At 64.3% G+C, this 15,253-nt stretch carries 14 protein-coding genes; all 14 read right to left on the reverse strand.

Annotated elements, in window-relative coordinates; all coding sequences use genetic code 11:
• Nucleotides 1–9 precede the first annotated feature (9 nt).
• Nucleotides 10–1,188: a lipid-A-disaccharide synthase gene (lpxB, locus tag XH88_RS38965; protein ID WP_271673449.1), complete on the reverse strand. Its 1,179-nt coding sequence runs from the start codon at nucleotides 1,186–1,188 to the stop codon at nucleotides 10–12.
• Complete coding sequence (locus XH88_RS38970) at nucleotides 1,185–2,042, reverse strand: LpxI family protein (protein WP_271673471.1); 858 nt, start codon at nucleotides 2,040–2,042, stop codon at nucleotides 1,185–1,187. The genes lpxB and XH88_RS38970 overlap by 4 nt, the downstream gene beginning before the upstream one ends.
• 19 nt (nucleotides 2,043–2,061) lie before the next feature.
• Nucleotides 2,062–2,853: an acyl-ACP--UDP-N-acetylglucosamine O-acyltransferase gene (gene lpxA / locus XH88_RS38975; RefSeq protein ID WP_271673450.1), complete on the reverse strand. Its 792-nt coding sequence runs from the start codon at nucleotides 2,851–2,853 to the stop codon at nucleotides 2,062–2,064.
• Nucleotides 2,854–3,048: 195 nt separating this feature from the next.
• Nucleotides 3,049–3,510 (reverse strand): 3-hydroxyacyl-ACP dehydratase FabZ, encoded by a 462-nt coding sequence (gene fabZ, locus XH88_RS38980; protein ID WP_024341283.1) that lies wholly within the window; start codon nucleotides 3,508–3,510, stop codon nucleotides 3,049–3,051.
• Nucleotides 3,507–4,574 carry a UDP-3-O-(3-hydroxymyristoyl)glucosamine N-acyltransferase gene (gene lpxD / locus XH88_RS38985; RefSeq protein WP_271673451.1) on the reverse strand — a complete coding sequence of 356 codons (1,068 nt, stop codon included), beginning with the start codon at nucleotides 4,572–4,574 and terminating at the stop codon, nucleotides 3,507–3,509. Before lpxD ends, fabZ begins: the two co-directional genes overlap by 4 nt.
• Before the next feature lie 135 nt (nucleotides 4,575–4,709).
• Complete coding sequence (gene bamA, locus XH88_RS38990; RefSeq protein ID WP_271673452.1) at nucleotides 4,710–7,250, reverse strand: outer membrane protein assembly factor BamA; 2,541 nt, start codon at nucleotides 7,248–7,250, stop codon at nucleotides 4,710–4,712.
• Between the two features lie 175 nt (nucleotides 7,251–7,425).
• Entirely contained in the window at nucleotides 7,426–8,577 is a 1,152-nt protein-coding gene (rseP, locus tag XH88_RS38995; protein ID WP_271673453.1) for an RIP metalloprotease RseP, read from the reverse strand.
• Nucleotides 8,578–8,621: 44 nt separating this feature from the next.
• A complete protein-coding gene (gene dxr, locus XH88_RS39000; protein WP_271673454.1) occupies nucleotides 8,622–9,845 on the reverse strand; it encodes a 1-deoxy-D-xylulose-5-phosphate reductoisomerase in 1,224 nt (407 codons plus the stop codon).
• Nucleotides 9,846–9,849: 4 nt separating this feature from the next.
• Nucleotides 9,850–10,692 carry a phosphatidate cytidylyltransferase gene (locus tag XH88_RS39005; protein WP_271673455.1) on the reverse strand — a complete coding sequence of 281 codons (843 nt, stop codon included), beginning with the start codon at nucleotides 10,690–10,692 and terminating at the stop codon, nucleotides 9,850–9,852.
• Complete coding sequence (locus XH88_RS39010; protein ID WP_271673456.1) at nucleotides 10,689–11,447, reverse strand: isoprenyl transferase; 759 nt, start codon at nucleotides 11,445–11,447, stop codon at nucleotides 10,689–10,691. The genes XH88_RS39005 and XH88_RS39010 overlap by 4 nt, the downstream gene beginning before the upstream one ends.
• Before the next feature lie 10 nt (nucleotides 11,448–11,457).
• On the reverse strand, nucleotides 11,458–12,021 hold the full coding sequence (gene frr, locus XH88_RS39015) for a ribosome recycling factor (RefSeq protein ID WP_271673457.1): 564 nt from the start codon (nucleotides 12,019–12,021) through the stop codon (nucleotides 11,458–11,460).
• Nucleotides 12,022–12,089: 68 nt separating this feature from the next.
• A complete protein-coding gene (gene pyrH, locus XH88_RS39020) occupies nucleotides 12,090–12,806 on the reverse strand; it encodes a UMP kinase (protein WP_271673458.1) in 717 nt (238 codons plus the stop codon).
• A 61-nt stretch (nucleotides 12,807–12,867) separates the two neighbouring features.
• A complete protein-coding gene (gene tsf, locus XH88_RS39025) occupies nucleotides 12,868–13,791 on the reverse strand; it encodes a translation elongation factor Ts (RefSeq protein ID WP_271673459.1) in 924 nt (307 codons plus the stop codon).
• Nucleotides 13,792–13,927: 136 nt separating this feature from the next.
• Nucleotides 13,928–14,923, reverse strand: coding sequence for a 30S ribosomal protein S2 (locus XH88_RS39030; protein WP_271673460.1), 996 nt, complete (start codon nucleotides 14,921–14,923; stop codon nucleotides 13,928–13,930).
• Nucleotides 14,924–15,253 lie beyond the last annotated feature (330 nt).

Below are 15,253 nucleotides of genomic sequence, written 5' to 3' on the forward strand. Positions count from 1 at the left end.
ACGAGAAGCCTAGCGCCGGACCTTGCGCATCGTCGCAAGCACGATGTCGGCGGCGAGCACGCTCGGCGATTTATTGCCGGTCGACATGATGGTGTCGAGCTGCGCGAAAGCCTCGACCTGTTGTTTGCGCATCGGTGAATCCGTCAGCACCTCGGACAGGGCGCCAGCGAGCTTCTCCGGCGTGCAGTCTTCCTGCAGGAACTCGGGGATCACGTCCTTGCCGATCACGAGATTGGCCAGGATCACCGAGGACACCTGGATCGCGCGGCGCAGGATGAACGCCTCCGTCGCGCCGACGCGATAGGCTGTCACCATCGGGATGCCCGACAACGCCAGTTCCAACGTCACGGTGCCGGACTTCGCCAGCGCCGCGCGCGCGATCCGGAACGCTGAGCGCTTCTCGGTTTCACCGACCACGATCTGCGGCTTGACCGGCCAGTTCGCCACGCCCTCGCGGACCGCGGCCTCGAGATGCGACATGGTCGGCAGCATCAATTCGAATGCGCGGCCCTCGGCTTGCAATCGCCCGAGCGCAGCGCCGAACAGGCCGAGATGATGCCGGATCTCGCTGCGACGGCTGCCCGGCAGTACCAGCAGCACCGGCGGCTCGCTATCGCGGCGCCTTTGCTCGCCCGCATCAGGCCGCAGCGAGCCCAATTGCTCGACGAGGGGATGGCCGACATAGCTGCAGGGCGGCCCTTTCAGCTTGCGATATTCCTCCGGCTCGAATGGCAGCAGCCCGAGCACGTGATCGACATAGCCCAGCATGGCGCGCGCCCGGCCCGGCCGCCAGGCCCAGACCGAGGGCGAGACGTAGTCGATAATGGGAATTGCCGGATTCTTCGCGCGCACGCGGCGGGCGACGCGATGGGTGAAATCGGGGCTGTCGATGATGACGAGCGCGTCGGGCGCAGAGTCCGTCACGGCGTCCGCGGTCTCGCGGATCAGCCGCAGGATCTTGGGCAGTTGCTGCAGCACCGCAGCGAATCCGACGATCGACAGTTCTTCGATCGGAAACAGAGTCTCGAGCCCCTCGCGCGCCATGGTGCGGCCGCCGACGCCTTCGAACTGCACGCCGTCGCCGAGCCGCTGGCGCAGCACCTTCATCAGCGCCGAGCCGAGTCGGTCGCCGGATTCCTCCGTCGCGATCAGGAAGATCTTCCGCTTGGGATCGCGTATCTGCATCACGCGGGCAGCCCCACAACGAAGAGATATTTGGCGTCGGCAAGCGTGATCATCGCCTGCGGCTCGGCGGCAATGGTGTTGCCGGCGATGACGGCGATGCCGGCAAGGCCGGCCTTGGCGACGCCCTCGATCGTGCGCGGGCCGATCGTCGGCAGATCGAAGCGCAGGTCCTGGCCGCTCTTCGGTGCCTTCACCAGCACGCCCCGCCCGGTGGCGGCGCGGATACGCCCCTCCTCGCGCAGCCGCACCACACGCGCCAGCAGAGCATCGGTGCCCTCGATATCCTCGACCGCGACCACGTGGCCGTCGATCACGACCGCAGCCTGACCGATGTCGAACGGCCCGAGCGCGGCGAGCACCGCGCGACCGCGCTCGATGTCACCCCTAGCGTTGTCCGCCGGCCAAGCGCGGCTGATGCAGCCCTCGGGCATCAGGAGGTCAGGCGCGACGTCCTTGATGCCGACCATGCGAAAGCCGTCCTGTTCGAGGATCCGCCCGACACCGGACAACAGATGATCATCGCCGCCGCGGAAGGCACGGATGACATTGCCGAGCAATCGCAGCGTCTTGAAGTCGAAGCGGATCTCTGTGAGCGAGGGCCGCACCAAGGTGCCGATGAAGATCAGGTCGCGGCAGCCCTCCTCGCGAAACAGTCGGATGGCGCGACCGAGCTGGCCGACCGAGATCCAGCGGTGACGGAATTTTTCGACCTGCACGGGATCGCAGGCGCCGCGTAGCGGAAACAGCACCGGCGTGATGCCGCGCGCGGCGAGCGAGTCGGCGACCGCGAACGGCATGGCGCCACCGCCCGCGACCACGCCGACCGGTGATGAAATCGCAGGAGCCGCCGATGTCATGTCCGCGGCCATCGCAGCATCACTTCTCGACGGTGGGAAGACAAAGCGGGCGCTTGCCCTTGCCGATGAAGCCGAGGATCTCGGCGATCGCGGGATCTTCGCTCTCGAGCGGCCGCACCGACTCCAGCCGTTCGGCGAACGTGCCCGAGGCGTGGAAGAGTCTTTGGTAGAACGCCCGCACGGTCGCGAGGCGCTGCCTGGTGAACTTGCGCCGCTTCATGCCGATCAGGTTGAGGCTCTCCAGCACCGCATACTGGCCATTGGCGAGCCCGTACGGGATGATGTCGTCTCGCACGCCCGAGAGGCCGCCGACCATCACGTAGGAGCCGATGCGGGTGAACTGGTGCACCGCGGACAGACCGCCGATATAGACGGCGTCGCCGATCTCGCAATGGCCGCCGAGCGTCGCCGACGTCGCGAAGATCGCGTTGTTGCCGACCATGCAGTCATGGCCGACGTGGCTGTTGTTCATGAAATAGCCGTCGTTGCCGACGCGCGTCTTGCCGCCGCCCTTGACGGTGCCGACATTCATGGTCGTACCTTCGCGGATGACGTTTCCGGAACCAATCTCGAGCGTGGTCGGCTCGCCCTTATAGCTGAGATCCTGCGGGGCGCCGCCCAGCACCGCGAATGGCGAGATCACGCAGCCGTCGCCGATCGTGGTATGGCCGATGATTGTGACCTGTCCGATCAGCTTGCAATTCGCCCCGATCCGGGCGTTGCGGCCGATGATGCAAAAGGGCCCGATCTCGGTGCCCTCGCCGATCACGGCGCCGTCTTCCACCCGCGCGGTGGGGTCGATCTTACTCATCAAGCGATCTTACTTATCAACAAGGTCTGACTATGTGTTGAACTTGCTCAGTTTTCCGCTGGTTAGCGCGACTGCGCCCGATCTGTCCAGTGACGTATGATCTCGGCGTGTTTCAGAAGCCGTCTGAACAAGCCGCGCCGCTGCGTCAACGACCTCATCCAACACTTGAACTGTGGCGATGCGCGGCAGGCTGCCTCAGTCGGTCAGCATCGCCCCGACATCGGCCTCCGCGACGACCTGGCCGTTGACCTTGGCGTCACCGTGAAACCACCACATCGCCTTGCGGCGCCCGAGCGAGCGCATGTGATACTCGATGGTATCGCCTGGAAGCACCGGCTTGCGAAACTTGCACTTGTCGATGGTGAGGAAATACACCGCGCGCGGCTTCTCGGTGCCCTCGACTGACTTGATTCCGATCACGCCGGCGGTCTGCGCCATCGCTTCGATCATCATCACGCCAGGATAGACCGGACGCTCGGGGAAATGGCCCTGGAAGGCAGGCTCGTTGAAGGTGACGTTCTTGATGCCGATGCCGCTGTAGTCGGCCCGGATGTTGATCACGCGGTCGATCAGCAGCATCGGAAAGCGGTGCGGCAGCGTCTGGAGGATCGCATTGATGTCCACCAGTTCGAATTTCACAGGTGATTCCGCCGTCATTCCCGCCCCTCGTCCTTCGGATCGGCCTTGCTGTCGCGTACCAGGCGCTCCACCGCGATGATTTCCTTGAACCATTGTTTGGTCGGCTTGGCAAAGAAGCCGCCCCAGCGTCCGTTCGGCGGGATGTCGTCCTTGACGCCGCTCATCGCGGTGACCTGAGCCCCGTCGCCGATCTTGAGGTGATTATTGATGCCAACCTTTGCTCCCAGCGCCACGTTGTCGCCGATGGTCAAGCTACCTGCGAGCCCGATCTGGGCCGCCAGCAGGCAGTTCCGGCCAATTGTCACATTGTGGCCGATCTGGACTTGATTGTCGATTTTGGTGCCCTCCCCGATCACCGTATCGCGCAAGGAGCCACGGTCGATGGTGGTGCCGGCGCCGACTTCCACATTGTTCTGGATCAGCACACGGCCGGTCTGGGGCACTTTCAGATGGCCCTCGGGGCCGAAGAAGATGAAGCCGTAGCCGTCCTGGCCGATCGAGCAACCGGGATGGATCAGCACGTTGTTGCCGATCAGCGCGCACTGGATGGCGCTGCGGGCGCCGACATTGCAGTCCCGGCCGATCTTGACGCCGGGACCAAGGACCACGCCGGCGCCGATCACGGTGCCACTGCCGATCTCGACGTCAGGACCGATGACAGTCAGCGGCTCGACGATCACGTCGTCCTCCAACCGCGCGGAGGGGTCGATGACGGCGGACGGCGCGATGCCGTCATTGCCGAACCAGGACTGTGGGCGTAGCGCATCGGCGTGCCATTCCCGCGCGAGCCCGACGAAGGCACGGAACGGCTGCGCCGCCCGCAGCACGGCCACATGCGGCGGCACCTGGGCCTCGAAGCGGGGGCTGACCAGGCAGGCGCCGGCCTTGGTCGCTCTCAGCTCGTCGGCGTATTTGAGGTTGTCGAAGAACGCCAAATGCATCGGGCCGGCTTCGTCGAGCGAAGCGATGCCCGTGATGACGTGACCGCCCCTGCTGGGGTCGACCAGTTGCGCCTTGGTCAGCGCGGCGATGTCGGCCAGCGTTGCTTCAGGCGATTTCTTGAAGAAGGTCGGCTGCGCCATTCCACCTCGTCGCGGTCCGGCTTCGGCATGAAGCGGCCAAGACCGCATCATGCCTTATCTCATGGATTGAGCACGATCTTTTTGACGCCCGGCCGCAAGGAACTCCCAGCGGCTGATCATGCCCTGCTGATCGAATTAGAACGTCGTGCCGCCGCCGAACCGGAATTCCTGCGTGCGGTCATACTTGCCCTTGGTGAGCGGCACCGCGTAGTCGAAGCGCAGCGGTCCGAACGGCGAAGCCCAGATCAGGCCGACACCGACCGACGACCGGACGACCTTGCTGTCGTCGTAGACCAAACCGGTACAGGTGCCAGGTGTTGCCGGATTGATCGTCGACGCGGTACAGGTCGAGTTCTTGGGCGTGGTCGTGGTCAATTCGTTGGTCACCGACCACGTCGTCGGACCCTGGTAATCGTAGAGACCACCGGCGTCGGCGTAGACCGCGCCCTTCAGACCTACTTCCTTCGGCAGGAACCAGAACGGCATCTGCAATTCGAGCGAAGCGCCCCAGTACTTGGTGCCGCCGATCGCATCCTGCGTGCCATACGGGTTGAGGTCGCGCGGACCGATGCCGTTCGGCGCGAAGCCGCGAACGAGATTCGGACCCATCTGGAAGTGATCCAGCATGCGCAGGTCGCTGCCAACCTTGGTCAAAACACCGCCCTGGAGGTGGACGAGGCCGACGAGGTCCGACACCAGCGACTGGTAGTACTTCGCGTCCGCCGCGGTCTTCAGGTAGGTGACGTCGCCGCCGACGCCGGCGAAGTCCTGCTTGAAATCGATCAGCAAGCCGTCGGTCGGGTTCTTGTTGTTGTCGAGCGTGTTGTAGGTCAGCGTGTAGCCAACCGCCGAAGTCAGCGTCTTGCCGTTCGCCAGTTCCCTGCGGACCGGCAGCGAGGCCTCACCGTCGCTGTAGCAGCCGAGGCCATTGGTCGACGGATCCAGGGTCAGACCGTTGGCATTGGCGAAGGCGGGACTCGGATTGAACGCCGACGTACCGATGTTGTTGTTACAATTCGCCAGATACGACGGCAGCGTGATTTCCTGCTGGTAGACCGAGTAGCGCACCTGGAGCGCCAGATCTTCACGCAGCGAGAAGCCGAGGCGCGGCGAGAAGCCGAGCGTCTTGGTGCCGTAGGAGATGTACCTGTTGGACAACTGCTGGCGCTGATAGAGGTCGAGACCCAGCGCGACGCGGTAGTCGAGCAGATAAGGTTCGACGAACGACAGCGAATAGCCGCGGGCGTACTGGCCGTAGGTGACTGCCGCCTTGGCAAACAGGCCGCGACCGAGCAGGTTTCGCTCGGAGACCGAGACTTCGGCGAGCGCACCGTCGGTGGTGGAGTAACCGCCCGAGATCGAGAAGTCGCCGGTCGACTTCTCCTCGAGATCGACGATCAGGACGACGCGGTCGCTCGAGGAGCCCGGTTCGGTCGTGATCTTCACGGATTTGAAGTAGTCGAGGTTCTTCAGGCGGCGCTCGGCGCGGTCGACCAGCGCACGGTTGTAGGCGTCGCCCTCGGAGATGTCGAACTCACGGCGGATCACGTAGTCACGCGTGCGGGTGTTGCCGCGGATGTTGATGCGCTCGATATAGGTACGCGGCCCCTCGTCGATGTTGAACACGACGGAGACGGTGTGCGCGTCGAAATTGCGATCGCCGCCCGGACGCACCACCGCGAAGGCGTAGCCGCGCCGCGACGCCTCGATCTGCATGTCCTCGACCGTTTTCTCGACCGATTCGACGTTGTAGAGGGAGCCGACATTGACGCGCGAGAAGCTGCGCAGCGAGCTCGCGTCGAAGTTCGGGATGCTGGTGCGGAAATCGACGGAGCCGACGCGGTACTGCGCGCCTTCCTCGATCTTGAAGGTGACGTTGAAGCCTTTCTTCTCCGGATCGTATTCGGTCAGCGCGGCCACGACCTGGACGTCGGCAAAGCCGTTCTTCAGGTAGAAGCGCCGAATCAGGTCGCGATCGGCCTCGACGCGGTCAGGATCGTAGATGTCGCCGCTCGAGAGGAAGCTCAGCAGGTTCGATTCGTGCGTCTTGATGACGTCCCGAAGGCGATAGGACGAAAACGCATTGTTGCCGATGAACTCGATCGACTTGACCGCCGTCTTGGCGCCCTCGTTGATCGTGAAGACGAGATCGACGCGGTTGTTCGGCTGCTCGATGATCTCGGGCGTGACGGTCACGTCATAGCGGCCGGAGTGGCGATAGATTTCGGCGATTCGCAGCGTGTCCGACTGCACCATGGCGCGGGAGAACGTACCGCGGGCCTTGGACTGGACCTCGGCGGTGAGCTGCTCGTCCTTGATCTTCTTGTTGCCCTCGAAGGCAACGCGGCCGATCACCGGGTTTTCCACCACGGAGACGATGATCTGGCCGCCAGCACCGCGGTTGATCTTCACATCCTGGAACAGGCCGGTCTCGATCAGCGCCTTGAGGCCGTCATCGATGGCGCCCTGATCGAGGCGACCACCCGGGCCGGGCTTGAAGTAGGAGCGGATCGTCTCCACCTCGACGCGTCGATTCCCCTCCACGGAAATCGACTGCACGGTCTGGGCGAGTGCAGACGAGGCCACAAAAACAGCCCCAACCGGGGCAACCACCGGCGCGCCGAACATGATCAGGGTTGCGAGCAAGCCCCCCCGGAGTCGCAGTCCAAACTTCATTGCGCAACGCGCCCTTATCAACGTACCAGACCCAACCCCAAAGCCGGTCTGGGAGATTCCCCAAGTTCAAGCCGCTTGTAGCCAATTTCCCCGACGCCGCAAACGGCCGAGCGCGCCGTAATTTCAATTTCAGTCCAAGACGTTGCCCAAGAGCAACGCCACAAAAAAGCCCCTATCAGGACGCCGCCATTCGAAGGATGTCATTGTAGGTGGCAAACACCATCAGCATCAGCACCAGACCGAGCCCGATTCGGAAACCCATTTCCTGGGTCCGCTCCGAGAGCGGACGGCCCCGGACCACCTCAGCCGTGTAGAACAGAAGGTGGCCGCCATCGAGCAGCGGGATCGGGAACAGGTTCAGGAGGCCGATCGAGACCGACAGCACGGCACAGAGGTTGATCACGAATTGGAACCCGGCGCTGGCTGCCTGCCCCGACATCTTGGCGATCCCGAGGACGCCGCTGACCTCGTTCGGATTGCCCTGTCCGATGAACAGCGAGCCAAGGAACTTGAAGGTGCTGGTGATGATGAACGAGACCTGCTCGACGCCGATCTTGAGCGCCTCGCCGACACCGACCGGAGCGGTCGAGGCCTCACCGGCCTGGGTTTTGTGCTCCACGCCGAGCACGCCGACCTGATGGCGGTTGCCAAACGGATCCTTACGCTCAAGCAGCGCCGGCGTCGCCGTCAGCGACACCACCGTCCCCTCTCGTTTGACCCGGAATACCAGCGCGGAACCAGCACTGGTCGCCACGATCCGCTGCATGTCGGAGAAGCTCTCGATCGGCTTGCCGTCGATCGCGACGACCACGTCCCCGACCTTGAAGCCGGCGGCGGCCGCCGCGCCGTCGGCGACGACGCCGTCAACACGCGCGATCGTGCTCGGCTTGCCGTAATACAGAGCCATGCCCGCGAAAATCAGCGCGCCGAGGATGAAATTGGCGACCGGACCGGCGGCGACGATGGCGGCACGCGGGCCGACTTTCTTGTGATGGAAGCTGCCGGCGCGCTCCTCGGCCGTCATCGCTGTAAGCGCCGCGGCCGATGGGGTCGAGGCCTCGCTCTCGTCGCCAAAGAACTTGACGTAGCCGCCGAGCGGGATCGCCGAGATCTTCCAGCGGGTGCCATGGCGGTCGTTGAACCCAACCAGCTCGGGTCCGAAGCCGAGCGAAAAGGTCAAGACGCGAACGCCGGCCCAGCGCGCGACCAGGAAATGGCCGAGTTCATGGAAGAACACGACAATGGTCAGGACAAACAGGAAGGGAACGACGTAGCCGAGGAGCCCATGGCTCAACGTATTGAAACTATGGGTAAAAAAGTCGATCATCGAATTCCCTCATCCAGCGCCGCAAGGCCCTGGCCCCGAACCATCTAGGATGCCTTTAAGGCAATTTGAGGCAATAGGGCGGCAGCTTTATTTCGCGCAACATGGTCAACGTTTATTGCATCATCCGCTGAAATCATGGGGCCGTGGTTCCCGCCCCGGATCCAGTCTTCCAGCGTTGCTTCGACCAGCCGGGCAATCGCGCCGAACCGGATCTTGCCGGCGATGAAGGCCGCGACCGCAACCTCGTTGGCGGCGTTGTAGACGGTGGTCGCCCCCTTCCCGTGCCGAAGCGAATCGAACGCCAGGCGAAGCCCGGGGAACCGCTCGAAGTCGGGCGCCTCGAAGGTCAACTGACCGATCTTGGCCAGATCGAGCTTCGCCGCCGGTCCCTTGATCCGGTCGGGCCAGCCGAGGCAATGGGCGATCGGCGTGCGCATGTCGGGCGAGCCGAGCTGGGCCACCACCGAGCGGTCGGAGAACTCGACCATCCCGTGGATGATCGACTGCGGATGCACCAGCACGTCGATCTCGTCCGGGCTCAAGGCGAACAGATAAGACGCCTCGATCACTTCGAGCCCCTTGTTCATCATCGAGGCGGAATCGATCGTGATCTTCTGGCCCATGCTCCAGTTCGGATGCTTCAGGGCCTGCTCCAGGGTCGCCTGCTCGATGTCGGCGCTCTTCCAGGTCCGGAATGGGCCGCCTGAAGCGGTGATGATGACGCGCACCAATTCATCGCGATTGCCCGATGCCAGTGCCTGAAACAGCGCGTTGTGTTCGGAATCGGCCGGCAAGATGCAGGCGCCCGCTTTCGCCGCGCGCTGCATGAAGAAATCGCCGGCACAGACCAGGCACTCCTTGTTGGCGAGCGCGACATGCGCGCCGCGATCGACGGCTGCCAAGGCCGGCTTCAAGCCGGCTGCGCCGCTCACCGCGGCCATCACCCAATCGGCCGGACGCGCGCCCGCCTCGATGACGGCGCTTTCGCCGGCGCCGCACTCCGTGCTCGTGCCTGCAAGCGCGGACTTGAGCTCGCCGAGCTTGGTGCTGTCTGCGATCGCGACGAAGCGCGCGGAAAACTCCTTCGCGAGTTTTGCCAGCGCCTCGACATTGCTGTTCGCCGTCAAGGCTTCGACGCGATAGCGCTCGGGCGAAGCGCGCAGAAGGTCCATCGTGCTGTCGCCGATCGAGCCGGTGGCGCCGAGAACCGTGACGCTGCGAATGTCGGACGCAGCGAGCTTGTTGTTACGCAAAGGGACTGCGCTCATATCCTCACCAAACCATAAGACCGCTTCCGGCGCTATGCACACCATGGCGGAGGAAGCCGATGATCCATGCCACCACAATGGCGGCGACAAAGCCGTCCAGGCGGTCCAGAAGCCCGCCATGGCCGGGAATTAAGTGACTGGAATCCTTGACGCCGAAGCGCCTTTTCACCGCGGATTCGAACAGATCGCCCAGCTGCGATACCACCGAAAGCATGGCGCTGACGAGGAGCAGCGGAACTGCTCTTCCGATGCCGAACGCCGCAAAGCTGCTCGCAACCGCAAGGCTGGCGGCAAAACCGCCGAATGCACCAGCCCAGGTCTTCTTCGGGCTGACGCGCGGCCATAGCTTCGGTCCGCCGATGCTGCGGCCGGCGAAATAGCCGCCGATATCGGTCGCCCACACCACCAGCAGCACGAACATCAGCGCGGAAAAACCGTTGAGGAGATCCTTCCGCACCAGGATCGAGGCCAGCAGTGCCGCCGCTGCATACGCAAATCCCGTCGCAGCCCACATGAACTTGCCGCGCGCGATCAGCGTGACGATCGCGCCGCCGACGCAGCCGACGATGACGGCAGTCTTGAGCGCACCGGCGGCAACGCACAATCCCATCGCGGCGAGGACGATTGTCCCTGCCCCGGTCAACGCGGTCGAGCCGGCCCCAACCACCATGAGCCATTCCGCGAACAGCCCGATCGACACCAGCGTCACGAGCAGCGCCCACAGCCAGCCGCCGGCGTAAGCGAGCGCAATCGTGAGCGGCGCCAGCACCAGCGCTGCGAGGACTCGCATCACGAGATTACTCGGGGCAGGCTTGGCGCCCGCTGCGTCGGCGTCGGGTTCGCTCACGAGGCTGATTTCGCAACCAGGCCGCCGAAACGGCGCTCGCGCCTGGCGAACTCGGCGATCGCGCTTTCGAGCGCCGCCTTGTCGAAATCGGGCCAGTGGACCGGTACGAACACGAGCTCGCTATAGGCGGCCTGCCACATCAGGAAATTTGAAAGGCGCTGCTCGCCGCTGGTACGGATGATGAGATCTGGATCGGGAATGTCGGGCGCATCGAGATAGGCGCCGAGCGTATCAGCGTCGATCGTATCAGGATCGCGCTTGCCGTCCGCGACTTCGCGCGCGAGCTTCTGCGCCGCCTTCGCGATCTCCTGGCGCGAGCCGTAGTTGAAGGCGACGACGAGCGTGAGGCGCGTATTGTCGCGCGTCAATTCCTCGGCCTCGTTCAGCAGCGCGCAGATGTCGCCCTCGAGACCGTTGCGCTCGCCGATGATGCGCACCTTGACGCCATCGCGATGCAGGCTCGCGAGATCGTTGCGGATGAAGCGCCTGAGCAGGCCGAACAGATCGCCGATCTCGCTCGCCGGGCGCGACCAGTTCTCCGAGGAGAACGAGAAGATGGTGAGATAGCGGATGCCGAGTTCATGCGAGGCGCGCACCACGCGCCGCAGGGCCTCGACGCCGCGACGATGCCCTTCCGCCCGCGGCAGACCGCGCGCGGCTGCCCAGCGCCCGTTGCCATCCATGATGATGGCGACATGCGCTGGCGCCTCGGACCGGTCGGGTCCTTCCGTTACGGGCGCGGCGGCGTTGGGCATGAAAAAAGCCTTAAACCGTGAGGATTTCTTTTTCCTTGGCAGCCAGCAGCTGGTCGATCTCGGTGATGGTGCTATCGGTCGCCTTCTGCACCTCGTCGGCGTGACGTTTCTGATCGTCCTCCGACATCTCGTGATTCTTCTCGAGCTTCTTCAGGACGTCCAGGCCGTCACGGCGGACGTGACGCGCGGCGACCTTGGCGGCTTCGGCGTATTTGTGGGCGACCTTGACCAGCTCCTTGCGGCGCTCCTCGTTGAGCTCGGGAATGCGCAGGCGCAGCACCTGGCCTTCGGTCGCCGGCGACAGGCCGAGATTGGAATCGACGATCGCCTTCTCCACCGCCTTGACCATCGACTTGTCCCAGACCTGCACCGAGATCAGGCGCGGCTCCGGAACGCTGACGGTGGCCAGCTGGTTGAGCGGCATGTGGCTGCCATAGGCATCGACCTGCACCGGATCGAGCATCGAGGCCGATGCGCGGCCCGTCCGCAGGCCGCCAAGCTCGTGCTTGAGCGAGGCGACCGCGCCCTGCATGCGACGCTTCACTTCGTTGAGGTCGAAATTACCCGTGGGCATCACGTTTCTCCTTCAATATCCCGGCGACCTCACCGCACCCCCCGCTTGAGGGCGCACCGGATGAGCGATCAGCCGGCGACAACAGTCCCGTGGCCGACGCCGCGCAGAATCGCGCCGATCGAACCGGGTTCCGCGATCGAAAACACGATGATAGGCAGCGACGTCTCGCGAGCAAGTGCGAAGGCGGTCGCATCCATCACCTTGTAGCCGCCTTCGATCGCCTGCGAATGCGTCAGGCGCTCAAACCGGGTGGCGGACGGGTCCTTCTTCGGATCGGCCGAGTAGACGCCGTCGACATTGGTCGCCTTCAGGACGGCCTCGGCGCCGATCTCGGCGGCACGCAGCACGGCCGTCGTATCGGTGGTGAAGAACGGGTTGCCGGTTCCGCCGCCGAGCAGCAGGATCCGGCCCTCGGCGAGATATTTGTGCGCCGCAGTGCGGGTGAACAGCTCTGAAATCTCGGGCATGACGAACGCCGAGAGCGCCCTCGCCGGCGCGCCTTTGCGCTCGATCGTGGCTTCGAGCGCGAGGCAGTTCATCATGGTGGCAAGCATGCCCATGGTGTCGCCGGTCGGACGCGACACGCCGCGCGAGGACACCTCGACGCCGCGAAAGATGTTGCCGCCGCCGATCACGACCGCGACCTCGCATCCGAACTGGCGGGCGGCGATCAGATCGTCCGCAACCCGGTCCATGGTCGGCTGGTCGATGCCAAAACCCTGCTGTCCCGCGAGATATTCGCCGGACAGCTTGATCACGACGCGACGATAGACCGGATCAGTCATGAGCACTTTCCTTGTCCGGGCGCCGCTTCCGGCGGCACGCCGGAAGGAGGTGTTCCGGCGCTTACTTCTTGCCGCTGGCCGCCGCGACCTCGGCAGCGAAGTCGGATTCCTGCTTCTCGATTCCCTCACCGAGAGCATAGCGCACGAAGCCCGCGATCTTCACGGGGCCGCCGACTTTGCCTTCGGCTTCCTTCACCGCCTGCGCCACCGACTTGCCGGTGTCGTGGATGAAGGCCTGCTCGAGCAGGCAGACTTCCTTGTAGTAGGTCTTCAGGCCGGACTCGACGATCTTCTCGATCACGTTCTCCGGCTTGCCCTGCTGGCGATATTTGTCGGCGAGCACGTCCTTCTCGCGCTTCACGACCGCCGGATCGAGACCGGACGGATCAAGCGCAAGCGGATTGGCAGCCGCGACATGCATCGCGATCTGACGACCGAGCGCCGCGAGTTCGTCGGATTTGCCGGGCGATTCCAGCGCGATGATCACGCCCATCTTGCCGGCGCCTTCGACGACCGCACCGTGGACATAGCTCGACACAACGCCCTGGCTGACTTCGAGGGAAGCTGCGCGGCGCAGCGTCATGTTCTCGCCGATGGTGGCGATTGCATCGCTGATCGCGGCTTCCACGGTGACGTCACCGACCTTGGCGGCCTTGATCTTCTCGACGTCGGCGCCGACGTCGAAAGCGACCTGGGCGACCATCTTGACGAGGCCCTGGAACTGGCCGTTGCGCGCAACGAAGTCGGTCTCGGAGTTGACCTCGACGACGACGCCCTTGTTGGCCTTCGTGAGCGCGCCGATGAGGCCCTCGGCGGCGATGCGGCCAGACTTCTTGGCGGCCTTCGACAGGCCCTTCTTGCGCAGCCAATCCTGCGCCGCTTCCATGTTGCCGTCGTTTTCGGTCAGCGCGGCCTTGCAGTCCATCATGCCTGCGCCGGTGGACTCGCGCAGATCCTTGACCATCGCAGCTGTGATCGTTGCCATCGTTGAAAATCCTTCTTGCCTGCCGGTTTGCCGCGGCGTGGCTCCAATTGCCCCGCCGCGGTCCATCTCAGGAATTCGCGTCAACTGAATGAAATGGCGGCCGGACCCTATCCGGCCAACGCATCGTTCGTTCTGACTATTCCGCTTCCGCGGTCAGCGCCTTGGCTTTGGCCACCCACGCATCCGCGCGGCTCGGCAGACCGACTTCTTCGCCGATCGTGTGTGCGGTGTCGTGGTCGAGCTCGGCGAGCTGCCAGTAGTGGAAGATGCCGAGATCGTTGAACTTCTTCTCGATCGCACCGGAGACGCCCGGGAGCTTCTTGAGGTCGTCGGCAGTGCCGCGCGGACCTGCAAGGCCCTGGAAGCCGCTGGACGAAGCTGCCGGCAGCTCTTCGGCGAGCGGACGCGCCGAGGCGCCGATGTCGATGCCCGACTCGCCCTGGGCGCGCGAGATGCCGTCGATCGCAGCACGCGCAATCAGATCGCAGTACAGCGAAATGGCGCGGCCGGCGTCGTCATTGCCAGGGACCACATAGGTGATGCCCTTCGGGTCCGAGTTGGTATCGACGATCGCCGCGACCGGGATGTTGAGCCGCTGGGCTTCCTGGATCGCGATGTCTTCCTTGTTGGTGTCGATCACGAAGATCATGTCGGGCAGGCCGCCCATGTCCTTGATGCCACCGAGCGAGCGGTCGAGCTTGTCGCGCTCGCGCTGAAGCGTCAGACGCTCCTTCTTGGTGTAGGAATTGGCCTCGCCGCCGGCCAGCACTTCGTCGAGGTGACGCAGCCGCTTGATCGAGGCCGAGATCGTCTTCCAGTTGGTCAGCGTGCCGCCGAGCCAGCGCGAATTGACGAAATACTGCGCGCAGCGCTTGGCAGCGTCCGCGACGCCGTCCTGCGCCTGGCGCTTGGTGCCGACGAACAGGATGCGGCCGCCCTTGGCCACCGTGTCGCTGACGGCCTGGAGGGCCTGGTGCAGCATCGGCACGGTCTGGGCGAGATCGACGATGTGGATGTTGTTACGGGTGCCGAAAATGAACGGAGCCATTTTCGGATTCCAGCGGTGCGACTGGTGACCAAAGTGCACGCCAGCCTCGAGCAGCTGACGCATAGTGAAATCGGGCAGTGCCATCGTTCTAATTCTCCGGTTGGTTCCTCCGGAAACGTGTGAGCAAAACGGAGCGTTCTCGCCCCGGCTGCCACCGGACGGCCTTGTGAGCCATGTTTCCGTGTGAGATGGCGCGCTATATAGCGCCATTTCGGCCAGAAGCAAGGAAATAAGGGCCTTTCAGGGGCTTTACAGTCCCTGAAAGGCTTGATCAGGCAATTCCGCCCTGCCCGCTAGCACTTCGGCTGGTTGGGCGGGCATTTTTTCGCCGCTGGGGGCGGCGCCGCCGGCCGCGGCGGCGGGGCCGCGGGACGCGGCGGCGGTGCGACCGCCATTCGCGGCGGCGGTGGGGGC

It is taken from the genome of Bradyrhizobium sp. CCBAU 51627, from assembly GCF_028128765.1.
GTDB lineage: Bacteria > Pseudomonadota > Alphaproteobacteria > Rhizobiales > Xanthobacteraceae > Bradyrhizobium.